The 21,689-nt window shown below is 64.9% G+C and carries 23 protein-coding genes and 1 tRNA gene; 8 read left to right on the plus strand and 16 right to left on the minus strand.

Features of this window, described 5'->3' with window-relative positions:
- Positions 1-50 precede the first annotated feature (50 nt).
- The 4 genes from CAL26_RS17285 to CAL26_RS17300 all read right to left on the minus strand — a co-directional run bounded on the left by CAL26_RS17285 (position 51) and on the right by CAL26_RS17300 (position 2,858).
- Positions 51-1,559 carry a phospholipase D-like domain-containing protein gene (locus CAL26_RS17285; protein ID WP_444876511.1) on the minus strand — a complete coding sequence of 503 codons (1,509 nt, stop codon included), beginning with the start codon at positions 1,557-1,559 and terminating at the stop codon, positions 51-53.
- 81 nt (positions 1,560-1,640) lie between these two features.
- On the minus strand, positions 1,641-1,952 hold the full coding sequence (locus CAL26_RS17290; RefSeq protein ID WP_094848059.1) for a hypothetical protein: 312 nt from the start codon (positions 1,950-1,952) through the stop codon (positions 1,641-1,643).
- 19 nt (positions 1,953-1,971) lie between these two features.
- On the minus strand, positions 1,972-2,487 hold the full coding sequence (locus tag CAL26_RS17295; protein WP_094848060.1) for a hypothetical protein: 516 nt from the start codon (positions 2,485-2,487) through the stop codon (positions 1,972-1,974).
- Between the two features lie 32 nt (positions 2,488-2,519).
- Positions 2,520-2,858, minus strand: coding sequence for a DUF883 family protein (locus CAL26_RS17300; RefSeq protein WP_094848061.1), 339 nt, complete (start codon positions 2,856-2,858; stop codon positions 2,520-2,522).
- Between the two features lie 221 nt (positions 2,859-3,079).
- Here CAL26_RS17300 and egtD point away from each other — a divergent pair, with 221 nt between their 5' ends.
- From egtD to CAL26_RS17315, 3 genes are all read left to right on the plus strand, one after another.
- Entirely contained in the window at positions 3,080-4,102 is a 1,023-nt protein-coding gene (gene egtD / locus CAL26_RS17305) for an L-histidine N(alpha)-methyltransferase (RefSeq protein ID WP_094848062.1), read from the plus strand.
- Between the two features lie 27 nt (positions 4,103-4,129).
- The gene (gene egtB, locus CAL26_RS17310; RefSeq protein WP_094848063.1) at positions 4,130-5,446 is read left to right on the plus strand and encodes an ergothioneine biosynthesis protein EgtB; all 1,317 of its coding nucleotides are present in this window, start codon (positions 4,130-4,132) and stop codon (positions 5,444-5,446) included.
- Between the two features lie 52 nt (positions 5,447-5,498).
- Positions 5,499-5,575, plus strand: a tRNA-Met gene (locus CAL26_RS17315).
- A 73-nt stretch (positions 5,576-5,648) separates the two neighbouring features.
- On the opposite strand, the gene CAL26_RS17320 is transcribed toward CAL26_RS17315, so the two are convergent.
- Positions 5,649-5,999, minus strand: a complete 351-nt coding sequence (locus CAL26_RS17320) for a hypothetical protein (RefSeq protein ID WP_094848064.1) — start codon at positions 5,997-5,999, stop codon at positions 5,649-5,651.
- Positions 6,000-6,126: 127 nt separating this feature from the next.
- Positions 6,127-6,330, minus strand: coding sequence for a cold-shock protein (locus CAL26_RS17325; protein WP_086065836.1), 204 nt, complete (start codon positions 6,328-6,330; stop codon positions 6,127-6,129).
- A gap of 404 nt (positions 6,331-6,734) precedes the next feature.
- On the opposite strand from CAL26_RS17325, the gene CAL26_RS17330 reads away from it, so the two are divergent.
- Positions 6,735-7,073, plus strand: coding sequence for a hypothetical protein (locus CAL26_RS17330; RefSeq protein ID WP_094848065.1), 339 nt, complete (start codon positions 6,735-6,737; stop codon positions 7,071-7,073).
- A 2-nt stretch (positions 7,074-7,075) separates the two neighbouring features.
- Here CAL26_RS17330 and CAL26_RS17335 read toward each other — a convergent pair whose 3' ends face one another.
- From CAL26_RS17335 to purB, 3 genes are all read right to left on the minus strand, one after another.
- Positions 7,076-7,393, minus strand: coding sequence for a hypothetical protein (locus CAL26_RS17335; RefSeq protein ID WP_256988514.1), 318 nt, complete (start codon positions 7,391-7,393; stop codon positions 7,076-7,078).
- Between the two features lie 90 nt (positions 7,394-7,483).
- Positions 7,484-7,714, minus strand: a complete 231-nt coding sequence (locus CAL26_RS17340; protein WP_094848066.1) for a hypothetical protein — start codon at positions 7,712-7,714, stop codon at positions 7,484-7,486.
- 254 nt (positions 7,715-7,968) lie between these two features.
- A complete protein-coding gene (gene purB, locus CAL26_RS17345; RefSeq protein WP_094848067.1) occupies positions 7,969-9,345 on the minus strand; it encodes an adenylosuccinate lyase in 1,377 nt (458 codons plus the stop codon).
- 170 nt (positions 9,346-9,515) lie between these two features.
- Here purB and CAL26_RS17350 point away from each other — a divergent pair, with 170 nt between their 5' ends.
- A complete protein-coding gene (locus CAL26_RS17350) occupies positions 9,516-10,130 on the plus strand; it encodes a glutathione S-transferase (RefSeq protein WP_094848068.1) in 615 nt (204 codons plus the stop codon).
- Positions 10,131-10,145: 15 nt separating this feature from the next.
- Here CAL26_RS17350 and CAL26_RS17355 read toward each other — a convergent pair whose 3' ends face one another.
- Together CAL26_RS17355 and mnmA are read right to left on the minus strand one after the other, a co-directional pair.
- Positions 10,146-10,961 carry a sulfite exporter TauE/SafE family protein gene (locus CAL26_RS17355; protein WP_094848069.1) on the minus strand — a complete coding sequence of 272 codons (816 nt, stop codon included), beginning with the start codon at positions 10,959-10,961 and terminating at the stop codon, positions 10,146-10,148.
- A gap of 21 nt (positions 10,962-10,982) precedes the next feature.
- Positions 10,983-12,104, minus strand: a complete 1,122-nt coding sequence (gene mnmA / locus CAL26_RS17360) for a tRNA 2-thiouridine(34) synthase MnmA (protein WP_094848070.1) — start codon at positions 12,102-12,104, stop codon at positions 10,983-10,985.
- Between the two features lie 91 nt (positions 12,105-12,195).
- Here mnmA and CAL26_RS17365 point away from each other — a divergent pair, with 91 nt between their 5' ends.
- The 3 genes from CAL26_RS17365 to CAL26_RS17375 are packed head-to-tail and all read left to right on the plus strand — an operon-like array spanning position 12,196 to position 15,098.
- The gene (locus CAL26_RS17365; RefSeq protein ID WP_094848071.1) at positions 12,196-13,314 is read left to right on the plus strand and encodes a Re/Si-specific NAD(P)(+) transhydrogenase subunit alpha; all 1,119 of its coding nucleotides are present in this window, start codon (positions 12,196-12,198) and stop codon (positions 13,312-13,314) included.
- Positions 13,315-13,662 (plus strand): NAD(P) transhydrogenase subunit alpha, encoded by a 348-nt coding sequence (locus CAL26_RS17370; protein WP_094848072.1) that lies wholly within the window; start codon positions 13,315-13,317, stop codon positions 13,660-13,662. It abuts the gene before it with no gap.
- The gene (locus tag CAL26_RS17375) at positions 13,659-15,098 is read left to right on the plus strand and encodes an NAD(P)(+) transhydrogenase (Re/Si-specific) subunit beta (RefSeq protein ID WP_094848073.1); all 1,440 of its coding nucleotides are present in this window, start codon (positions 13,659-13,661) and stop codon (positions 15,096-15,098) included. Before CAL26_RS17370 ends, CAL26_RS17375 begins: the two co-directional genes overlap by 4 nt.
- On the opposite strand, the gene glcF is transcribed toward CAL26_RS17375, so the two are convergent.
- The 5 genes from glcF to aroG form a co-directional block, all read right to left on the minus strand.
- The gene (gene glcF, locus CAL26_RS17380; protein WP_094848074.1) at positions 15,082-16,341 is read right to left on the minus strand and encodes a glycolate oxidase subunit GlcF; all 1,260 of its coding nucleotides are present in this window, start codon (positions 16,339-16,341) and stop codon (positions 15,082-15,084) included. The genes CAL26_RS17375 and glcF overlap by 17 nt on opposite strands.
- A gap of 7 nt (positions 16,342-16,348) precedes the next feature.
- Positions 16,349-17,458: a glycolate oxidase subunit GlcE gene (gene glcE, locus CAL26_RS17385; protein WP_094848075.1), complete on the minus strand. Its 1,110-nt coding sequence runs from the start codon at positions 17,456-17,458 to the stop codon at positions 16,349-16,351.
- A gap of 13 nt (positions 17,459-17,471) precedes the next feature.
- Positions 17,472-18,974 (minus strand): FAD-linked oxidase C-terminal domain-containing protein, encoded by a 1,503-nt coding sequence (locus CAL26_RS17390; protein WP_094848076.1) that lies wholly within the window; start codon positions 18,972-18,974, stop codon positions 17,472-17,474.
- Positions 18,975-19,051: 77 nt separating this feature from the next.
- Positions 19,052-20,461, minus strand: coding sequence for an FAD-binding oxidoreductase (locus CAL26_RS17395; protein WP_094848077.1), 1,410 nt, complete (start codon positions 20,459-20,461; stop codon positions 19,052-19,054).
- Positions 20,462-20,612: 151 nt separating this feature from the next.
- Entirely contained in the window at positions 20,613-21,683 is a 1,071-nt protein-coding gene (aroG, locus tag CAL26_RS17400) for a 3-deoxy-7-phosphoheptulonate synthase AroG (protein WP_094848078.1), read from the minus strand.
- Positions 21,684-21,689: the final 6 nt, after the last annotated feature.

The raw sequence follows: 21,689 nt of genomic DNA on the forward strand, positions 1-21,689 counted from the left end.
GCTGATTCACCGAATCGGCATCTCATTGTTCAATCATGCCGGCCGTTTTTTCAAAGCCAGCGTTCGAACATCCTGGAGATGGACTCCATGAATCGATCGCGGATGCCGCGGTCTTTCCACGCATCCGGCTCGATACGCTGCGCGTGCGCCACGTCGTCGGCAAAGAGACCTTCCATCTGTCGGCCGAAACGCGGGCCGATGATCACGGCATTCAGTTCGTAGTTCAGGGCGAAGCTGCGCCAATCCAGATTGCTCGATCCCACCGTCGACCAGACGCCATCGATCACCGCGGTCTTGGCGTGTAAAAACGCATCGCGCCGCTCGTAGATTTTTACGCCCGCTTCGAGGAGCTCGGAGTAGTACGAACGTCCCGCGTGGAACACGAGTGAAGAATCGCTGAAACCGGGCAGGACCATCGCCACATCGACGTTGCGGCGCGCGGCGTCGGCCAGCGCGCGCACGAAGGCCGGATCCGGAACGAAGTACGCCATGGTGATATGGATGGACCGCTGCGCGCTCTGTATCGCCGACATGAAGGTCAGGTAAAGCGTGTAGCCGTCGCGATCGCCCGGGCGGTTGGCGATGATGCGCACCAGCAGATCGCCCTGGCGATCGGCTCGCGGATAAAACTCGCGCGGGTCCAGCGGCGGACCATGCTGGCTTTCCCATCCCGCCTGCATGACCCGTTCGATCTCGGCCACCGCGGGTCCTTGCACGCGTATCTGCGTATCCCGCCAGGGCGCTTCCTTGGGGTCGGGCGCATTGTCCGCGTCGGCCGAGCTTCCACGCAGTATCGACGCCGACGAGCCCGACGACGGCGAAGACTCGTACACGCCACTGATGTTGATGCCGCCCAGGAATCCGGTCTTGCCGTCCACCACCAGCAGCTTGCGATGATCGCGATTGTTGGGCGACCAACCCGCGCGAGCCTCGACGGGATTGATGGGATTGAAGACCACCACCTGTACGCCAGCGTCCCGCATCCGGTCGAAGAAGGCCTTGGGTGTGCTCAGGGTACCGACGCCATCCACCATCAACGCGACCGGCACGCCTTCACGCCGCTTCGCGATCAGGGCGTCCGAAAACCGCTGCCCGGCTTCGTCGGCGTCGAAGATATAGCTTTCCATGTGCACGTACTGGCGCGCGCCCCGTATGGCGGCCAGCATTTCGCGGTAGGTGCTGGGCCCGTCGGCCAACAGCTCGACGCTGTTGCCGGCGGTCAGGGGCGACCCGCTGATGGCTTCTTCCACCTGCAGGTGGCGCGCCAGAAAGCCGGCGGTCTGGGCATCCATGTCGCCCGGCTCGAAATGCGTCGAAGGGGGCCCTGCTTTCTCCAGCCCCTTGACGATGGCCTGGCTGCGTTGATAGCTGAGCCAACCGGAATCGGTCGCGATCCGTATCTGATCGCGTGGCATTGCACCGTCGCCGGTATCGGGCACGGTGGCGCAAGCGCCCAGGGCAAAAACAACCACCACGAGCCAGCCGGCTCGCCATAACCGTTTCATATCGTTTTTCTTTTTATGCGGAACGATGCAAGCACCGCCCCGTCGTGTCCGCATCGATCGGGGCGGCTGTAGTGTCGATCCTATTGAGTCTGGAGGGGCGCGGATTCGCCGCGCGCGCGACAGCGGCTGGCTTCCCTACTTTTTCTTGTTATCGGCCGAGGTCGCTTCGGACGGCGCGGCCTGCCGCGAGCCGACACGGCGCTCGGCGTCCTCTTTCTTGGGAAAGCCGAAATCGCGTGTCTCGTACTTGCCCTGGTCGTAGTCGCCCTTGTATCCGCCCTGGTCTCCGGGCTGATACCCGCGGTCCTGCGCCGCCTTGTCCCAATCCTGCTGCTTATCGAGTTCATGCGCGACGCGCTGCGGCCCCTCGCGGCCCTTCGATTGCGGCTGATCGGTGGCCTGCGCGTCCGCGGGCTTGTCATGTTCGTCGGTGCGTCCGGCTTTCATCGTAGTCTCCCGTACTCGTTCAAATCGGAAATCCGGTCCGCAGGGAGGTTCGCATGTCCTCGCGGCCTCGGATCAAATCCGCCACGATATGGCGTTGACGCAGGCGCTCCATGCTGCGCCCGCCGGCATCGCGCAGCAATTGGGCGCCTTTGTCCTCCTGCCCGGCCTGGGTCACCACGGCGACGAATGCAGCCTGCGTGGGCAGGCGCCCGTCGCTGTACCGACGACGTTCGAACCGCGCGAACAATGTCGCCACCAGGTAACCGAACAAGGCGCCCACCGCGGCCACCAGGACGATGTAGGCGTCCGGCACGTTCATCGCCACCGCCGCGGCGACGCCGACCGCAGCGCCCGCCGCGCCCAGGGCCGCCGCGCGCGCCATGGCGGCGTGCACGAGCTGCCCTGGCCAGCGCTCGCTTTCCGCGGCGCGGAAAACGCAGACGGCGTCCTCGCGAAAGCCGTCACCCACCAGGGCGTGCGCGGCGCTAGCGGCGTCCGGCAAGGTTTCGAATCGTGCGACCAGTATCACAGGCATGATGACGTCTCGTGGTCGTGGCAGCGATCACGTCAACGACGATCGCCGCCCGAAGACAGGCAGGCGCCCAGCAGCAAACCCACGAGGGCGGCGATGCCTATCGACTTCCAGGCATTTTCATGAACGTATTCGTCCGTGGCGTCGGCGACCACCCGATAGCGCTCGGCGGCGGTGTTTTCCCACGATCCCGCCATGGTCCGCGCATTCTCCAGCTGCGTCTTCAGGCGTTGGCGGGCGCGCTCCACTTCTTCTCCGGTGTAGGAGGCCGTGGAGCGGAGCAATTCTTCCGTTCCGGCCATCAGCTCTCTCAGGCTGGTCGTGACCCTGTCCTTGCTTGCCAGGAGTTCTGCGCTATGGGAGTTCGAGTTCATGGTCTCTCCTTGGAAAAAACCCTTGCAGGTGACAAAGGGGACGGCGTACCGTATGGCCCATTGTCGAGCTTGGCGATGGCCAGAGCCCTTTGCAATCGCAACGACAGGTAAAGCGCTATTTCAGCGCGACAGTAATGCCACATCCCCGGCGCGCCCCCTCTGGGAACGAGGGTTGCTCACGATCGAGCTTGGCCGGCATCAGCTTCCGACAAGGACTTCGCATGCGTTCTCCCTCGTATTCGCCCTCTTCCCTGCCCGAAACCGCCACGTCCGTCGCGGCCCCCGAGGCACGATCCGCGGAACCGCGCTTTCACCAGGGCCATGTAGAGAACACCGAAACGGTAAGAAAAGAGTTGCTCGAAGGACTTGCGAAGCCACAAGCGGAAATCAGCCCCAAATTCCTTTACGACGAACTGGGCTCCAGCCTGTTCACCGCCATCACCCTGTTGGACGAGTACTACCCCACCCGTTGCGAGAACGAGATTTTCGCCCGTCATTCGGCCGAGATCGTTGCGCACGCCGGCCCGACGCGGACCCTGATCGACCTGGGCGCCGGCGACTGCGCCAAGGCCGAACGTTTGCTCGCGCACATGCACCCCACGCACTACGTGCCCATCGATATCTCTGTCGATTACCTGAAAGCGGCCGTCAAGCGTATCGCGGACCATTATCCGGAACTGGACATCACCGCGTTGGGCATGGATTTCTTCAACGACCTGACCCTGTCGGACGACGTTCATCCCGAGCAACGCACCTTCTTTTATCCGGGGTCCAGCATCGGCAACCTGCCGCCGGCGCAAGCGGCCGACCTGTTGGCCAGTATTCGCCGCCAGTGTGTCGACGGTGCTTTGGTCATCGGCGTCGATCTGGTCAAGGCGCGCGAGATACTGGAACCGGCCTATGACGATGCGGTGGGCGTCACCGCGGCTTTCAACCTGAATATGCTGCGCCACGTCAACCGGATCCTGGGCGCCAATTTCGATCCGACGCAATGGCGTCATGTGGCGTGCTTCAACGAAGCGCGTTCGCGCATGGAGATGCATCTACGCGCCCGCGTCGCGACGACGGTGACGTGGCCCGGCGGCCAACGACGCTTCGAGCAGCACGAAAACATCCACACCGAGGATTCGTACAAATACCGGCCGCACGCATTCAAGGCAATGCTGGCGCGCGCGGGCTTCGGCCAGATCCGCTACTGGACCGATGCGCGCGAATGGTTCGCGGTATTCTGTGCCCGCGCCTGAACCCATTGCGGCAACACACGAAATAGCATGGACACACCTCAAATCGCGACGCGCACGACCCTACCCGCGGACCAGACCCGCTCGCCCCTCCTCGCGCAGTACCAGACCGTGCGTGATGCCAGCCAGGCGCTGGCCGCACCGCTGAGCGCCGAGGACTGCCAGGCCCAGTCCATGCCGGACGCCAGCCCGGTCAAATGGCATCTCGCGCATACGACGTGGTTCTTCGAAACCTTCCTGCTGCAGCCGCACCTGCAGGGCTATCCGGTTTTCCATCCGCGTTACGGCTTCCTGTTCAACTCGTACTACAACGCCATCGGCGAGCGGCATCCACGGCCGCAGCGAGGCCTGCTCACGCGGCCGCCGCTGGAGGACATACTCGCCTATCGTGCGCATGTCGACGCGGGCATGGCGCGCCTGATTCCTCGCATCAGCCATGATGCGGAAATCGCCGCGCTGGTCGAACTCGGCTTGCACCACGAGCAGCAGCATCAGGAATTGATCCTTACCGACGTCAAGCACCTGCTGTCATGCAACGCGCTGCGGCCCGCGTACGCCGAAACGGCGGCGCCCAGGACGACCGGCGCCCCGCTGGTGTCGGTCACGTCGCAATCCTGGCTGGACCATCCTGGCGGCATCGTGCCGCTGGGCCATGAAGGCACGGGATTCTGCTTCGACAACGAGACGCCGGCGCACCAGGTGCTGCTGCGGCCGTTCAAGCTTGCCCGGCGGCCCGTCACCCAGGGGGAATACCTGGACTTCATGAAGGACGGCGGCTATGCCCGCCCGGAACTCTGGCTGTCGTTGGGGTGGGACACCGTGCGTACGCAGGGCTGGCAGGCCCCGCTTTACTGGGAAGACGTCGACGGCGAATGGCAGGCCTTCACGCTGCGCGGCATGGAGCCGATAGACCCGCACGCCCCCGTTACCCACATCAGTTATTTCGAGGCGGACGCCTACGCCCGCTGGGCCGACGCGCGCCTGCCCAGGGAAGCCGAATGGGAGCAGGTCGCGCGAGCGATCGATCCCATGGACACGCAGGCGAACCTGGTGGAGTCCGGCCACTTCCACCCGCGCGCCGCCACGGCGGGCCCGGCGAACGCGCCGCTGCAGATGTTCGGCGACGTCTGGGAATGGACGGCCAGCCCTTACGAGCCCTACCCCGGTTTCGCGACCGCGGCCGGCGCGGTCGGCGAGTACAACGGCAAGTTCATGTGCAACCAGTACGTGCTGCGCGGCGGCTCCTGCGCCACGCCGCGGTCGCACATCCGCGCCACGTACCGCAACTTCTTCCCGCCCGATGCGCGCTGGCAGTTTTCGGGTCTGCGGCTGGCACGGGACGCCTGAGCGGATTTGGCAAACGGCAAATCGCCATGCTAGAATCGCGTTCTTTCCTCAAGGCGCATTAGCTCAGCCGGTTAGAGCGACGGAATCATAATCCGCAGGTCCCCTGTTCGAATCAGGGATGCGCCACCAAAGAATGCTCAAAAGCCCCCACCTTCGCGTGGGGGCTTTTTGTTTCGTCCCGGGCTCCCGGGTCCGGCGAGCCCTAGGCTTGCGGTCCCGGGTAAATCATCTTGTCCAGCTTGCGATAGAGAATGGCCACACAGATGCCCAGCAGCCCGCACACCGCGGCGATACGCACCAGCAGATTCAGCTCGATCACGGTCAACGTATGCGGAAGGTAGCGCTGCACCAGCGACGACGGCCCCCACAATCGCAGCCCTTGCGGGATCATTACGATCAGCAGCCATCCCGCCAGGTCGGCGAGTCCGACCCGCACGCGCGCGAAGCGCGTCTGCCGCAGCAGCCGCGCGGCGGTGCCCGCCCAAGCCGCGCCTGCGATGGCCGACCAGATAGCGGTGCTCAGGGCCGCCCCCAAGGTGCCGCTTGTCATCATTTCCGCGCTCCTTACGCGATCGAAGAGCGCATTATCGCGGAGGAACGGGTGGAGAGATCAAGGAGGCTGGCAACAAAAAGCCCCGCACGAGGCGGGGCTTTCTGGTCAAGAATTCATGCCCGAAGCATTACATGACCCTGATCTTCGTAGCTTGCGGACCCTTGGGACCGGTGGCCACTTCGTATTGCACGCGCTGGTTCTCTTCGAGGGAACGGAAGCCGTTGCCCTGGATTTCGGAGAAGTGCGCGAACAGGTCCTTACCGCCCGACTCGGGGGTGATAAAGCCATAACCTTTTTCAGAGTTGAACCACTTGACGACGCCGGTTTCCATACCGAATTTCCTTGCATTTACAATGGGCACGAGGCCCGGGATACGAGAGATTCAAGCTAGGGCCAAGAACAATAGCGGAGACCGGGAAGAACTCTGAACTGTACACAGATCGCGCTGCTTGAAAACCTCAACGACACTATGAACGTGGCGTTCATTTAAGTCAAAACATTTTCCCGGGTGCACGCCGCGATGTGAAACCAATTGCTACATCGCAGCGCATACGGCGGCGCCGCTCTTACGCAGCGTTGCACATGAACATTGTGAAGAAGGAACGAATAGGAATTGCTCTGCAGCGGGCGCGCGCTTTGCGGCTTGAATACGACTCGGCTATTCCGCGGCAACCGTCCGCCATATAGACCACCCGCCCCACTTCATAATGCCGACACGGCAGTAAAAGGTTAATCATGAGCATTATCAGTGCCCACACCGGCGACCTGGCTTCCGGTATTGTCCTGCGCACCACGCTGGATGGCGAGTTCATCCGCAGCTACGTCGTGGTAAGCCCGCCCGACCTGGACGTAATCGCCGATATCGTGCCGCGTTCGGAGGTCGAAGCAGGCGGCCAGATCCACGCCACCGCGGTAAGCGGCCCGGAGACGGCGGCCGAACAGATCGGCGATGTCCTGGACAATATCAATCCAGGAGACATCGCCGTTTTCCTGTGCGCCGATACTCCCGCATACGAAGCCGCATTGCAGCTTTTAGGCTACGACCCGGCGCGCCCCGATACTGAATTGCATTGAATTCAATACAAAGCGGGCGTCGACGCGGGTACCTGATAAACCCTCACGCCAGCACGCGGCGTATTTTCGGCGGGCGTATATTGCGGCTTGGCGCCACCCTGGATCGGCGCCAGGCGAAAACCCAGATCCATACCCCAACGATCCGTTTCGCGTATCCATTGGGTATGGCAGCAGGAACAGCGAAAGCGATCTTCCCGATGGTTTTCACGGCGCTTTTCCGTGGGGCGCACAAAGCCTTCATGCACCAGATTCTGGTGGGCCTGCAGTCCGGGCGTTGCTAGCGTAATGCTCTGGCAAGGAAGGCACATCATGGCGCTCATTTTCTTCTCCAATTTGGGTAACTAAGGCGGTAAAAGGCAGGACAGAGGTGTACGCCGGCTCGCCCGCGGCGGGCCGGCGCGGGAAATGCTTCAGGTATCGGACGGGAAAGGCGCGGGCTCCAGCTCTTCCAGTGCGGCACGGCCGTCCAGGATCGTTTCGTCGACCGAAGGAAATCCCACGGGAGACTCGATGCACTGCACGCGCGGCTCGCCCAGGCGGCGGTCCTCGATCAGGATCTTCCAGCTGTATCGGCCTTGCCCATCCGGATCCACGGTAAGGGTTGCGCCCCAAGCGTTGAAGGTTTTTGCGAAAACTTCCATTGCGTATCGCCCAACAGGTTGTTGCCGGGGGTATCGCAAGCAGCGTGCCTGAGGTCATTCAGCGCGTGTTTCCCTGGGAAGCGGGTCGGCCCGGAGCGCTCTGGGAATTAGGGACGTGGTTAATCAGCGGCAATGCTGGCGAATCGCACAGACACAAAGCCTTTAGGAAATGCAACGTTCCTGGACATCACAGGCGGACAGGCAAACAAAAAGGCCGGCAAGTTTGCCGGCCTTTGCACAGGAGGATGACTTTTTTACAATGCCCGGGCCAGGTCGGCCGCCAGGCCGATGTAGGAACGGGGCGTCATGTCCAGCAGCCGCGTCTTGGCGTCCTCGGGCAGGGCAAGGCCCTGGATGAACTCTCGCAAGGCGGACTGGGTGATGCCCTTGCCCCGGGTCAGCGCCTTCAACTGCTCATACGGTTGCGGCAGGCCGTAGCGGCGCATCACCGTCTGGACGGGTTCGGCAAGGACTTCCCAGCAGCCGTCGATGTCCGCGTCGATCGCCGCCGTATTGACCTCGAGCTTGTCCAGCCCCCGCAAGCAGGCATCCCATGCCACCATGCAGTAGCCGAACGCCACGCCCAGGTTGCGCAGCACCGTCGAATCGGTCAGGTCGCGCTGCCAGCGCGAGACGGGGAGCTTGTCGGCCAGGTGGCGCAGCATGGCGTTGGCCAGGCCGATGTTCCCCTCGGAGTTCTCGAAGTCGATCGGATTGACCTTGTGCGGCATGGTCGACGAGCCGACCTCGCCTTCCTTCAGGCGCTGCTTGAAATACCCCAGCGACACATAGCCCCATACGTCACGGTCCAGGTCCAGGACGATGATGTTGGCGCGCGCCACGGCGTCGAACAAGGCGGCCATCCAGTCATGCGGCTCGATCTGGATGGTGTGGCGATTCTGCGTCAGGCCCAGACCTTGCAGGACGCGCTGGCTGAACGCCGGCCAGTCGACTTCCGGATAGGCGGAAAGGTGGGCGTTGTAATTGCCCGTGGCGCCGTTCAGCTTGGCCAGCGGCTGCACCGCGCGGATGGCGTCCAGCGCCCGGCCCAGCCGCGCGGCGACATTGGCGAATTCCTTGCCGAGCGTGGTCGGGCTGGCGGGCTGGCCATGGGTGCGCGACAGCATGGGCTGGTCGGCATAGGCGACGGCCATCGCCGCCAGCTTGTCGCGCACTTTCTGCAGTGTCGGGACCAAAACACCGTTGCAGGCGCGCGACAACATGAGCGCATGCGAGGTGTTGTTGATATCTTCCGAAGTACAAGCGAAATGTATGAACTCCGCGGCACGGGATAACTCGACGTGATCGGCCACCTTTTCCTTCAGCCAGTACTCCACCGCCTTGACGTCATGGTTGGTGACGCGCTCGATTTCCTTGATGCGGGCGGCGTCGGCTTCGGTGAAACCGTCGACGATGGCGCGCAGGCGTGCCTGGGCATCGGCGGAAAAGCGGGGCAACTCGGGCAGTCCGGCGTCGGCCAGGGCAGCCAGCCAGGCCACTTCCACTTCGACGCGGTGCGCCATGAAACCGGCTTCGGACAGCAGTCCGCGCAGGGCGTCGCCGCGCGAGGCGTATCGGCCGTCCAGGGGGGACAGCGCATTGAGCGAACTGAGGGCGGGGGCTATATGCATGAGCAGGGTAAAGAACCGGAACGAGTATTGAAAACCGCGGAAAAGCGGCGCGATTTTATCATCCGCGGTTCCGGCCCCCTGGCCGCGGCCCGCCGGTCGCGTCAGCCGCGTTCCGCCGTGGCATCATCCTGCTATACTGCCGCCCGCTTTCCGACTATGACCGTGCATCCATGAAACTGATAGGCTCCCTTACTAGCCCGTACGTACGTAAGGTACGGATCGTCATGGCGGAGAAGAAACTGGATTACCGCTTTGAACTCGAGGACGTCTGGTCCGCCGAGACGAAGATCCAGCAATACAACCCGCTGGGCAAGGTGCCCTGCCTGGTCATGGAAGACGGCGGCGCGCTGTTCGATTCCCGCGTCATCGTCGAGTATCTCGACACCCTCTCCCCTGTTGCCCGGCTGATTCCCCAGTCCGGCCGCGAACGCGCCGCCGTGAAGTGCTGGGAAGCCATCGCCGACGGCGTGCTGGATGCCGCCGTGGGGATCGTCAAGGAAAGGCAGCGTCCGGACGCCGTCCGCAACGAAGAATGGATCGCCCGCCAGTACGGCAAGATCAACGCCAGCCTGGACGCGATGAACAAGAGCCTGGGCGAGCATGCCCATTGCATGGGCATCAACCACAGCCTGGCGGATGTCGCCGTGGGTTGCGCGCTGGGCTACCTGGTTCTGCGTTTCCCGGACCTGGACTGGCGCGCGGGCCATGCCAACCTTGCCCGCCTGTTCGACAAGCTGTCGACGCGGCAGTCCTTCATCGATACGGCGCCGCCCACGCCGGCGTGAGCGGCGCCCGCGGTATCAGCTGAACGCGCGCCAGGCCTTGTAGGCCATGAAGATAGCCAGGGCGAAAAGCAGATAGGCGAAGATGCGCTTGACCGTCGCGACCGGCAAGGTATGCGCGGCGCGCGCGCCCAAGGGCGCGGTCAACACGCTGGTGCACACCAGCGCCAGCAAGGCCGGCCAGTAGATATAGCCCAGCATGCCCGGGGTGTGGCCGGCTTCGCGCAGCCCCGACACCACATAGCCGGTGCTATTGGCCAGGGCAATGGGAAAGCCCAGTGCCGCCGACGTCGCCACCGCGTTGCGCAGGGGCACGTTGCACCAGATCATGAAGGGCACGGAAAGAAAGCCGCCGCCCGCCCCCACCAATCCCGAAATGAAGCCGATGCCGACCCCGGCGGCTGACGTGCCGACGACGCCAGGCATCTGGCGCGAAGGCTTGGGCTTGGTGTTGCGCAGCATCGAGTAGCCGGAATACAACACGAAGACGGCAAAGAAGGCCGACAACCAGCCGGTGTGCAGGGCCGCGAATACCGCCCCGCCCGCCAGCAGCCCGCCGACGATCAGCCCGGGCGCCATGGCGAAGGCGATGCGCCAGATCACCGCGCGCGCCGCGTGATGGGCGCGCACGCTGGAAACCGAGGTGAACAGGATAGACGTCATCGACGTGGCGATGGCGGCGTGCACGATGAGGTCCTCGTCCATGCCTTGCCAGCCGAAGATCATCGTCAGGAAAGGCACCAGCACCATGCCCCCGCCGATCCCCAGCAGACCCGCCGCGAAACCTGCGCCCGCCCCCAGCAGCAACAGGCAAATCAACATCGGAATATCCACGTCCCGCTCCCATCGTTATGATCATTGGGACGCGATGATACCGCCTCCCAGGCAAATGTCACCGTCGTAAAGCACAGCCGACTGGCCCGGCGTGACGGCCCACTGCGCTTGCGGGAAGTCCAGCGTGAAAGCGCCGCCTTCGGCGCCGCGCAGCGTGCATGCCGCATCGGATTGGCGATAGCGCGTCTTGGCGGCATAGTCCCCGCCGGCCGGAGGATGGCCGGCGATCCAGCTCGCGTCCTGCGCGGCCAGGGAGCGGGACAGCAGCCATGGATGATCATGGCCCTGCACCACATAGAGCGTGTTGCCCGGCAGGTCCTTGCGCGCGGCATACCAGGCTTCGGCGGTGCCGTCATCGCGCTGGCGTCCCTTGACGCCCCCGATGCCTATGCCCTTGCGTTGGCCCAGCGTGTAGAACGACAGGCCCGTATGGGTGCCCACGCGCTGGCCTTCGGGCGTCAGGATGGGCCCGGGCGCCGTCGGCAGATAACGGTTCAGGAATTCGCGGAACGGACGCTCGCCGATGAAGCAGATGCCGGTGGAGTCCTTTTTCGCGGCGTTGTGCAGGCCGATTTCGTGGGCGATGCGGCGCACCTGGGTCTTGGGAATTTCGCCCAGGGGGAACATCGTGCGGGACAGCTGAGCCTGGTTGAGCCGGTGCAGAAAATAGCTCTGGTCCTTGGTGCCGTCCAACGCCTTCAGCAACTGATAGCGGGTGCCGTCCGGGGTCTCGACGGCCCGCACGCGCGCGTAATGGCCGGTGGCGATCAGATCCGCGCCCAGGCTCATGGCGTGATCCAGGAAGGCCTTGAACTTGATTTCGGCGTTGCACAACACATCGGGATTGGGCGTGCGACCCGCCGAGTATTCGCGCAGGAATTCGGCGAAGACGCGGTCCTTGTACTCCGCCGCGAAGTTCACGGCCTCGATATCGACGCCGACCCGGTCGGCGACGCTGGCGGCGTCCAGCCAGTCCTGGCGCGTCGAACAATACTCGGAGTCGTCATCGTCTTCCCAGTTCTTCATGAACAGGCCGATGACTTCGTAACCTTGTTGTTTGAGGAGCCAGGCCGTCACGGAAGAATCGACGCCGCCGGACATGCCGACGACGACGCGGCCTTTGGTTGGAGCAATGGAGGACATAAGACGCATTTTACCCGGTGGTTTCACTGAGGCCACGGACGGGCAAGTCGTGTATAAGTGTCAGCGGCCCGATATCCGACGAGGAGAACGCATGCGTATCGGAATACCGCGAGAGACCCTGGAGGGGGAAACACGCGTTGCGGCGACACCCGAGACCGTCAAGAAGTACGTGGCGGGCGGCAATTCCGTCATTGTGGAACGCGGGGCCGGGGAAGCCGCGCGCTATCCCGACCAGGCGTACGAGGCGGCCGGCGCCACTCCCGGCTCCAGGGCCGACGCCCTGGGCGCCGACCTGGTGCTGACGGTACGGATGCCCGACGCGGGCGGCCTGGCGGCGCTCAAGCCCGGCGCCATCCTGGTCGGCATGCTGGACCCTTTCGACAGCGAGGGGCTCGCACGGCTGGCGGCCACCGGGGTCACGGGCTTCGCCCTGGAGGCCGCGCCCCGCATTACCCGGGCGCAAAGCCTGGACGTCCTGTCGTCGCAGGCCAACCTGGCCGGATACAAGGCGGTCCTGCTGGCCGCCCACTACTACGGCCGGCTGTTCCCCATGATGATGACCGCCGCCGGCACCCTGAAAGCCGCGCGCGCGGTGGTGCTGGGCGCCGGCGTCGCCGGCCTGCAGGCCATCGCGACGGCGCGGCGGCTGGGAGCGGTGGTGGAAGCATCCGACGTGCGGCCGGCCGCCAAGGAGCAGGTCGAATCGCTGGGCGCGAAGTTCATCGACGTGCCGTTCGAGACCGATGAAGAACGTGAAATCGCGCAGGGCGTCGGGGGTTATGCCCGTCCCATGCCGGCAGCCTGGATGGCCCGCCAGGCCACGCTGGTGTCGGAGCGCTGCAAGCAGGCGGACATCGTCATCACGACCGCGCTGATTCCGGGACGTCCCGCGCCCACGCTGGTGTCCGCGGAAACGGTGCAGGCGATGAAGCCCGGCTCGGTGCTGGTGGACCTGGCGGTCGAGCGTGGCGGCAACTGCCCCTTGTCGGAAAAAGGCCAGGTGGTGGAAAAGCATGGCGTCACGCTGGTCGGGCTGACCAACCTGCCCGCGCTGGTGCCCACCGACGCCTCCGCGCTGTACGCGCGCAACGTGATGGATTTCCTCAAGCTGCTGGTGGACAAGGACGGCGCGCCGGCCATGCAGCGCGAAGACGAGATCGTCGCGGCCTGCCTGGTCTGCGAAGCCGGCAACGTGGTTCGGAGGTCCTGAATGGAAGCCCTGAGTCCTACCCTGATCAACCTGATCATTTTCGTCCTGGCGGTCTACGTGGGCTACCACGTGGTCTGGAACGTCACGCCGGCCCTGCACACGCCGCTGATGGCGGTGACCAATGCGATATCGGCGATCATCATCGTCGGCGCCATGCTGGCCGCCGGCCTCACGGAAGGCGGACTGGCGCGCGGCATGGGCGTGCTGGCCGTGGCGCTGGCCGCGGTGAATGTCTTCGGCGGCTTCCTGGTCACGCGGCGCATGCTGGAGATGTTCAAGAAGAAGGAGCGCCCCGCCCCCGGCGCGACGGCTGTTGCCACGACGGCGGCAAAGAAGGAGACGCGATGATCTCGCTGAACGTCGTTACGCTGCTCTATCTGCTGGCGTCGATCTGCTTCATCCAGGCGCTGAAAGGGCTGTCCCATCCACGGACGTCCCGCATCGGCAACGCCTTCGGCATGGCGGGCATGGCGATCGCCGTGGTGACGACCGGCGCGCTGATCGTCGGGCTGGCCGGGCCCGGCATCGCCGGCCTGGGACTGGGCTGGGTCTTGCTGGGCCTGCTGATCGGCGGCACCGCGGGCACCATCATGGCGCGCCGCGTCGAGATGACGAAGATGCCGGAGCTGGTCGCCTTCATGCACAGCATGATCGGCCTGGCGGCGGTCGCGATCGCGGTCGCCGTGGTCGCCGAACCGCACGCCTTCGGCATCGCCCCCATGGGCACCGCCCTGCCGATGGGCAACCGCGTCGAGATCTTCATCGGCACCTTCGTCGGCGCGATCACGTTTTCGGGATCCGTCATCGCGTTCGGCAAGCTGTCCGGCAAGTACCGCTTCCGCCTGTTCCAGGGCGCGCCGGTGGTCTTTCCGGGGCAGCACATCGTCAACCTGGCGTTGGCGCTGATCATGCTGGGCTTCGGGGTGGCTTTCGTATTGAGCGAAGGCTGGACGCCTTTCATCGCGATGACCGTCATCGCCTTCGTGCTGGGCGTGCTGATCATCATCCCGATCGGCGGCGCGGACATGCCGGTCGTGGTATCGATGTTGAACAGCTATTCGGGCTGGGCGGCGGCAGGCATCGGGTTTTCGCTGAACAATCCCATGCTGATCATCGCGGGTTCGCTGGTGGGATCGTCCGGCGCCATCCTCTCGTACATCATGTGCAAGGCGATGAATCGCTCGTTCTTCAACGTGCTGCTGGGTGGTTTCGGCAATGGCGGCGGCGCCGCCGATGCCGGCGCCGCGACGCAGCAGCGCAACGTCAAGTCAGGCAGCGCGGAAGACGCGGCCTTCCTGATGACGAACGCCGAAAGCGTCATCATCGTGCCGGGCTATGGCCTGGCGGTGGCGCGCGCGCAGCATGCGCTGAAGGAGCTGGCGGCGAAACTGACGGCGAAAGGCGTGACGGTGCGCTATGCGATCCATCCGGTGGCGGGCCGCATGCCGGGCCATATGAACGTCCTGCTGGCCGAGGCCGAGGTGCCGTACGACCAGGTGTTCGAAATGGACGATATCAATGGCGAGTTCGGCCAGACCGACGTCGTACTGGTGCTGGGCGCGAACGACGTCGTCAATCCCGCCGCCAAGAACGATCCGCAGTCGCCGATCGCGGGCATGCCCATCCTGGAAGCCTACAAGGCACGCAACATCATCGTGAACAAGCGTTCGATGGCGGCCGGCTACGCCGGCCTGGACAACGAACTGTTCTACATGGACCGGACGATGATGGTGTTCGGCGACGCCAAGAAAGTCATCGAGGATATGGTCAAGGCTGTGGAGTAGCGCCGGCGGCCGGGCGGGCGGTTCGCAGCCGCTCGTCCAGCACCTCGATCCAGTGGCGCACCGGTGTGGCGGTGCCGCTCTGCAGATGCGTAATGCAGCCGATATTGGCGGACAGGATCACGTCCGGCCCCACCGGCGCGATCGCCGCCAGCTTGCGGTCCCGCAGCGACGTCGCCATGTCGGGATGCATGACGGAATACGCGCCCGCCGAGCCGCAGCACAGGTGCCGGTCCGCGAAGGGCTGGAGTTCGAAGCCCAGGTCCGCCAGCAGGGTGTCGACCAGGGGCCGCAAGCCTTGCCAATGCTGCAGGGTGCAGGGCGGATGGAAGGCCGCCCGCATGGGCACGTGCGCCCAGCGATCCCGCAATTCGCGCGCATGCGGCGCGACGATCTCCGAGATGTCGCGGACCATGGACACGATACGCGCCGCGCGGTCGGCGTAGGCGGGATCCTTGCGCAGATGGTGCGCATATTCCTTGACCATGGCGCCGCAACCCGACGCGTTCATCACGATCGCCTCCACCCTGCCGCTCTCGACCAGCGGCCACCATGCGTCGACGTTGGCGCGCATCTGCGCCAGCGCGGTTTCGCTGTCGTCCAGATGCAGATTGATGGCGCCGCAGCAGCCACCTTCCGCAAGCACCATCGCGCCGATACCCAGCGCGTCCAGGACCCGTATCGTGGCCGCGTCGATGGTGGGCATCATGGACGGCTGCACGCAACCGGACAACATGATCACCTGGCGGCGATGGCCACGGCCGTCCGGCACGCTGCCGACGGCGCGCGGCTCGGGCACCTTGGCGCGCACGGCGGCCGGCAATAGCGGCCGCAAGGCCTTGCCCAGCCGCATCGCCGGCGCGAACCAGCGGGAGGTCAGGCCCTTGCGCAGCAGCGTGCGCTTGATGCGCTGGCCCCAGGGGCGGCTGACCCGTTGTTCCACCAGGCCGCGGCCGATGTCGATCAGGTGCCCGTATTCGACGCCCGACGGGCAGGTGGTTTCGCAATTGCGGCAGGTCAGGCAGCGGTCCAGATGCATCTGCGTGGACTGGGTGGGCTCGGCGCCTTCGAGCATCTGCTTGATCAGGTAGATGCGGCCGCGCGGGCTGTCCAGTTCGTCGCCCAGCACCTGGTAGGTGGGACACGTGGCGGTGCAGAAACCGCAATGCACGCAGCGGCGCAGGATGGCGTCGGCCTCGCGGCCATAGTCCGTATCGCGCGCCCAGGAAGCAATTTGGGTTTGCATGATGTCCCTATAGTTCCGGCACCAGCCGGCCCGGATTGAACAGGCCGGAAGGATCGAGCTCCTGTTTCAGCCGGCGCGTCAGTATCGCGATGCCGGGCGACAAGGGCTGGAAAACCCCATCGGCGGGAAGGTCGTCGCGCTGGGCGGCACGGAACAGGGTGGCGTGTCCTCCCCTGCCCTGCGCGGCGCTGCGTATCGCCGCGGGGTCATGCCGGCCGCTGAGCCAGCGCTGGCCGCCGCCCCATTCGATCAAGGTGGGGCCGAGCCGCAGCGGCGCCGTCGCGGGTGGCACGGCGATACGCCACAAGGGCCGGGACCGGTCGAAGAATGCGTGGGTCTGTTCGCGAACCGAGGACCAGAATGCCTGCGCCTGGTCTTCATCCAGGGGCTCGCCGCCGATGCGCACGCGCGCCGCGTCGATGGCGGGCGGCGCGCCCGACAGGCGGACCCGGATATGGCCGTCATCGGCGCTGTCGTCGGGAATCCAGCACGCGGCGGACACCGGCATGGGCAGGCGGCGCCAGGTCGCGAACGAGGCCAGCGCGGCGCCTTCGGTCGCCTGCAGCATGAGCGTGGTTTCGGCGACGGGGCACGGCAGCACCTTCAGCGAGACTTCCAGCAGCACGCCGAAGATACCCAGCGACCCCGCCAGCAGGCGCGATACGTCATAGCCGGCAACGTTCTTCATGACTTCACCGCCAAAGCTCAGGACCCGGCCGTGGGAGTCGAGCACGCGCGCGCCCAGCACGAAGTCGCGCACGCCGCCTGCCGCCATTCGGCGCGGGCCCGCGAGGCCCGCGGCCACACAGCCGCCCACGGTGGCCGACGACTCGTAATGCGGCGGCTCGAAGGCCAGCATCTGGCCTTGCGCAGCCAGCTCGGCTTCGAGCTCGCGCAGCGGCGTGCCGGCGCGCACGGTCACGACGAGCTCCGAAGGCTGGTAATTGACGATGCCGCGGTAGGCGGTGACGTCCAGCAGGCAGTGCCCGTCTTCCGGACGCAGCGGCCGATGATTGCCATAGAAGGTCTTGCTGCCGCCGCCGCAGATGAACAGCGGCTTGTGTCCGGCGCGCGCCGTCATGACCTGGTCGCACAATTCCGACAGGACGAAATCCATGACTACCCTGTGATCAGAAGCGGGACAGATCCGGGAATCGGAGCTCGCCGCCATGTACGTGCATCTTGCCGTACTCGGCGCAGCGAGCCAGGGTGGGAATCACCTTCTGCGGATTGAGCAGGCAGTGCGGATCGAAGGCCCGCTTCACGGCGAGGAAGGTATCCAGTTCCTCGCGCGAGAACTGCACGCACATCTGATTGATTTTCTCCATACCCACACCGTGCTCTCCCGTCACGGTGCCTCCTACTTGTACGCACAGTTCGAGTATCGCGACGCCGAATTTATCGGCGCGCTCGGTCTCGTCCGGCTTGTTGGAATCGAAGAGGATCAGCGGATGCAGATTGCCGTCCCCCGCATGGAACACGTTGGCGCAGCGCAGTCCGAACTCGTCTTCCATCTGTTCGATCGCGTTCAGCACGCGAGCGAGGTGCCGCCGCGGAATGGTGCCGTCCATGCAGTAATAGTCCGGCGACACGCGGCCGGCCGCCGGAAAGGCATTCTTGCGGCCCGCCCAGAAACGCAATCGCTCGGGTTCCGAGGTGGACACCTGCAGGCGCGTCGCGCCGGCGTCCTGCAGCACCGCTTCCATGCGCGCCATTTCATGGGCGACTTCTTCCTGCGTGCCGTCCGACTCGCACAGCAGGATGGCCTGCGCGTCCATGTCGTAGCCGGCCTTCACGAAGGGTTCGACCATGTGGATGGCCTGCTTGTCCATCATTTCCAGCCCGGCCGGGATGATGCCCGCGCCGATGACCCGCGTGACCGCGTTGCCGGCGGCCTCGACGCTGGGAAAGCTGGCCAGCACCACCTGCGCGCATACCGGCTTGGGCAGCAGCTTGACCGTGATTTCGGTGACGATGCCCAGCATGCCCTCGGAACCGATGAAGACCGCGAGCAGGTCCAGGCCGGGCGAGTCGGGCGCCTCGCTGCCGAGTTCGACGACGTCGCCGTCTATGGTGACCAGGCGGACGCGCAGGATGTTGTGCACGGTCAGCCCGTACTTCATGCAGCGGACGCCGCCGGAGTTTTCCGCGACGTTGCCGCCTATCGAACAGGCGATCTGGCTGGACGGATCGGGCGCGTAGTACATGCCGTAGGCCGCGGCGGCCTCCGAAATCGCCAGGTTGCGCACGCCGGGCTCGACCACGGCCAGGGCATTGTCGGGGTCGATGCGCTTGACGCGATTCAGCTTCGACAGGCCCAGCAATACGCCCTGGCTGTGCGGCATCGCCCCGCCCGACAGGCCCGTGCCCGCGCCGCGCGGCACTACGGGCGCGCTGAGGCGGTTGCAGACACGCATGACCTGCTGCACCTGGGCTTCGGTCTCGGGCAGGCAGACGACGGCAGGCAAGGCCCGATAGAGCGACAAACCGTCGCACTCATAGGGGCGCATGTCCTCTTCCCGATACAGCACGCAATGCGCCGGCAGGACGGCCTGCAGCGCCGCCACCAGCTCCGGCACCGCCGGCGGCGCGGCCTGCGCATCCGTGAGGTCAGTCTCTACCAGGGTATTCATGCTTCAAAGATAGCGCGCGCGCGGCGATCGCACAGGCAGGGATTTACCCCAACGCAGGAAAGGCCGTTGCGCGGCCGCTACCACGAGAAAATCTTGCCGGGGTTGAGGATGTTGTTGGGGTCGAAAGCATGCTTGAGGCCGCGCATCAGGGCCAGGGCGTCCTGGCCGTGCTCCTCCAGCAGGTATCCCATCTTGTGGAGGCCGACGCCGTGTTCGCCCGTGCAGGTGCCGTCGGCCGCGATGGCCCGGTGGACCAGGGCGTGGTTGATGCGCTCCGATGCGTCCCATTCGTCCTGGCTGTCGGGATCCAGCAGCATCAATACGTGGAAATTGCCGTCGCCGACATGGCCGACGATGGTGAAGGGGAAAGGCGCATCGGCCAGGTCGCGCGCGGTTTCCCGCACGCAATCGGCCAGGGCGGAAATCGGCACGCAGACGTCCGTGGTGCTGGCGCGACAGCCGGGCCGCAATTGCAGGCCGGCGAAATAGGCATTGTGGCGAGCCGCCCACAGGCGGCTGCGGTCTTCCGGTCGGTGGGCCCACTCGAAATCCATCCCGCCATGGTCGTGGACGATGGCCTGGACCAGGTCTGCCTGCTCTTGCACGCCGGCCGCGCTGCCATGGAATTCGAACAGCAGCAGCGGCGTTTCGCGCAATTCCAGCTTGCTATACCGGTTCACGGAGCGCACCGCGTGTTCATCCATGAATTCCACGCGGGCCACGGGTACGCCGGCCTGCATGATCTGGATGACGCTGTCCACGGCATCGCCCAGCGTGGCGAAATTACAGACCGCCGCGGAAACGGCTTCGGGCTGGGGATACAGCTTGACCGTCACTTCGGTGATGAGGCCCAGCGTGCCTTCGCTACCGACGAAAATGCGCGTGAGGTCGTAGCCCGCGGAAGACTTGGGCGCCCGGCTCGCCGTGCGCAGCACGCGCCCGTCGGCGGTGACGACCGTCAGCGACAGCACGTTTTCGCGCATGGTTCCATAGCGGACGGCGTTGGTGCCGGACGCGCGCGTGGCCGCCATGCCGCCCAGGCTGGCATCGGCGCCCGGATCGACAGGGAAGAACAGCCCGCTGTCGCGCAGGTGTTCGTTCAACTGCTTGCGCGTCACACCGGCCTGCACGGTCGCGGTGAAATCCTCCGCGTGCACCGCCAACACCGCGTTCATGCCCGAGAGGTCCAGCGTGATCCCGCCCTGGACCGGCAACAGATGCCCTTCCAGCGAGGATCCCGCGCCATAGGCCACGATGGGCACGCGGTGCTCGTTGCAGATGCGCGCCACCGCCGCGACTTCTTCCGTGGTGCGGGCGAAGATCACCGCGTCCGGCAGCACGTCCGGATACGGCGATTCGTCATGCCCATGGTGTTCACGTACCGCCTGCGCCGTCGACAGACGGTCGCCGACGACCGCCCGCAGGGCATCCAGGCAGGCCGCCGGGACGGGACGCCGCAGCCAGGAGGAATCGGTCATGTCGTTCATATGTTTACCCGAACCCTGTTTATCCGAACCATATTTATCCGAACCATATTTATCCGAACCATGTTTATCCGAACCGCTTTATCGGAACCGCTTTATCCGAACCCGACATGCCGCCATTCTACGCCCGCCATCCGGCGCGGATCCGCGCCGCTTATTTGCCGCTGATGGTTGCGCGGCGGCGTTCCTGCACCGCGGCGGCCAGGCCTTCCAGCAATTCCACGGAGGCATCCCAATCGATGCATCCATCGGTGATGCTTTGCCCATAGGTCAGGGGTTTGCCGGGAATCAGGTCCTGGCGTCCGGCCAACAGGTGGCTTTCGACCATCAAGCCGACGATACGAGCATCGCCGCCGGCGATCTGGCGGCCGATATCCTGCGCGACCAAGGGCTGATTCTGCGGATTCTTGCTGCTGTTGGCGTGGCTGGTATCGATCATCAGCCGCTGGGCCAGACCGGATTTCGCCAGATCCTGGCTAGCCGCGTCGATACTGGCGGCGTCGTAGTTGGGGGTTTTGCCACCGCGCAGGATGACGTGGCAATCTTCATTGCCGGCGGTCGACACGATGGCGGAAACCCCGCCTTTGGTGACCGACAGGAAATGGTGCGGCTGCGACGCCGCCTTGATTGCGTCGACCGCGATTTTGACATTGCCGTCGGTGCCGTTCTTGAAACCGACCGGACACGACAGGCCGGACGCCAATTCCCGATGCACCTGGCTTTCGGTGGTGCGGGCGCCGATCGCACCCCAGGAAACCAGGTCGGCGATATATTGCGGCGTGATCATGTCCAGGAATTCGCAGCCTGCCGGCAGGCCCAGCGTATTGATTTCCAGCAGCAATTCCCGGCCGACGCGTATCCCCTTGTTGATGTTGAAGCTGCCGTCCAGATCGGGATCGTTGATCAAACCCTTCCAGCCGACGGTGGTGCGCGGCTTTTCGAAATAGACCCGCATCACGATTTCCAGGTCCCCCTTCAGCCGATCGCGTATCGGCTTCAGCCTGCCGGCGTATTCGAGCGCCGCCTTGGGATCGTGTATGGAGCACGGACCGATAACCACGGCCAGACGATCGTCCATGCCGTGCAGTATCCGATGCAGGGCCTGGCGCGCCGAGTAAACGGTGTCCGACACCGACTGACTGCAGGGGAATTCGCGCATGACATGCGCGGGCGGCGTCAGTTCCTTGATTTCTCGGATACGCAGGTCATCGGTATTGTGCGACACGGTGGT

It is taken from the genome of Bordetella genomosp. 9 (assembly GCF_002261425.1).
Lineage (GTDB): Bacteria > Pseudomonadota > Gammaproteobacteria > Burkholderiales > Burkholderiaceae_B > Bordetella_C.

Bases quoted from the DNA above. Each gene is read 5' to 3' on its own strand.
- CAL26_RS17285 (WP_444876511.1), bottom strand. From the start codon at position 1,559: ATGCGGACACGACGGGGCGGTGCTTGCATCGTTCCGCATAAAAAGAAA.
- CAL26_RS17290 (WP_094848059.1), bottom strand. From the start codon at position 1,952: ATGAAAGCCGGACGCACCGACGAACATGACAAGCCCGCGGACGCGCAG.
- CAL26_RS17295 (WP_094848060.1), bottom strand. From the start codon at position 2,487: ATGCCTGTGATACTGGTCGCACGATTCGAAACCTTGCCGGACGCCGCT.
- CAL26_RS17300 (WP_094848061.1), bottom strand. From the start codon at position 2,858: ATGAACTCGAACTCCCATAGCGCAGAACTCCTGGCAAGCAAGGACAGG.
- egtD (WP_094848062.1), top strand. From the start codon at position 3,080: ATGCGTTCTCCCTCGTATTCGCCCTCTTCCCTGCCCGAAACCGCCACG.
- egtB (WP_094848063.1), top strand. From the start codon at position 4,130: ATGGACACACCTCAAATCGCGACGCGCACGACCCTACCCGCGGACCAG.
- CAL26_RS17320 (WP_094848064.1), bottom strand. From the start codon at position 5,999: ATGATGACAAGCGGCACCTTGGGGGCGGCCCTGAGCACCGCTATCTGG.
- CAL26_RS17325 (WP_086065836.1), bottom strand. From the start codon at position 6,330: ATGGAAACCGGCGTCGTCAAGTGGTTCAACTCTGAAAAAGGTTATGGC.
- CAL26_RS17330 (WP_094848065.1), top strand. From the start codon at position 6,735: ATGAGCATTATCAGTGCCCACACCGGCGACCTGGCTTCCGGTATTGTC.
- CAL26_RS17335 (WP_256988514.1), bottom strand. From the start codon at position 7,393: ATGAGCGCCATGATGTGCCTTCCTTGCCAGAGCATTACGCTAGCAACG.
- CAL26_RS17340 (WP_094848066.1), bottom strand. From the start codon at position 7,714: ATGGAAGTTTTCGCAAAAACCTTCAACGCTTGGGGCGCAACCCTTACC.
- purB (WP_094848067.1), bottom strand. From the start codon at position 9,345: ATGCATATAGCCCCCGCCCTCAGTTCGCTCAATGCGCTGTCCCCCCTG.
- CAL26_RS17350 (WP_094848068.1), top strand. From the start codon at position 9,516: ATGAAACTGATAGGCTCCCTTACTAGCCCGTACGTACGTAAGGTACGG.
- mnmA (WP_094848070.1), bottom strand. From the start codon at position 12,104: ATGTCCTCCATTGCTCCAACCAAAGGCCGCGTCGTCGTCGGCATGTCC.
- CAL26_RS17365 (WP_094848071.1), top strand. From the start codon at position 12,196: ATGCGTATCGGAATACCGCGAGAGACCCTGGAGGGGGAAACACGCGTT.
- CAL26_RS17370 (WP_094848072.1), top strand. From the start codon at position 13,315: ATGGAAGCCCTGAGTCCTACCCTGATCAACCTGATCATTTTCGTCCTG.
- CAL26_RS17375 (WP_094848073.1), top strand. From the start codon at position 13,659: ATGATCTCGCTGAACGTCGTTACGCTGCTCTATCTGCTGGCGTCGATC.
- glcF (WP_094848074.1), bottom strand. From the start codon at position 16,341: ATGCAAACCCAAATTGCTTCCTGGGCGCGCGATACGGACTATGGCCGC.
- glcE (WP_094848075.1), bottom strand. From the start codon at position 17,458: ATGGATTTCGTCCTGTCGGAATTGTGCGACCAGGTCATGACGGCGCGC.
- CAL26_RS17390 (WP_094848076.1), bottom strand. From the start codon at position 18,974: ATGAATACCCTGGTAGAGACTGACCTCACGGATGCGCAGGCCGCGCCG.
- CAL26_RS17395 (WP_094848077.1), bottom strand. From the start codon at position 20,461: ATGAACGACATGACCGATTCCTCCTGGCTGCGGCGTCCCGTCCCGGCG.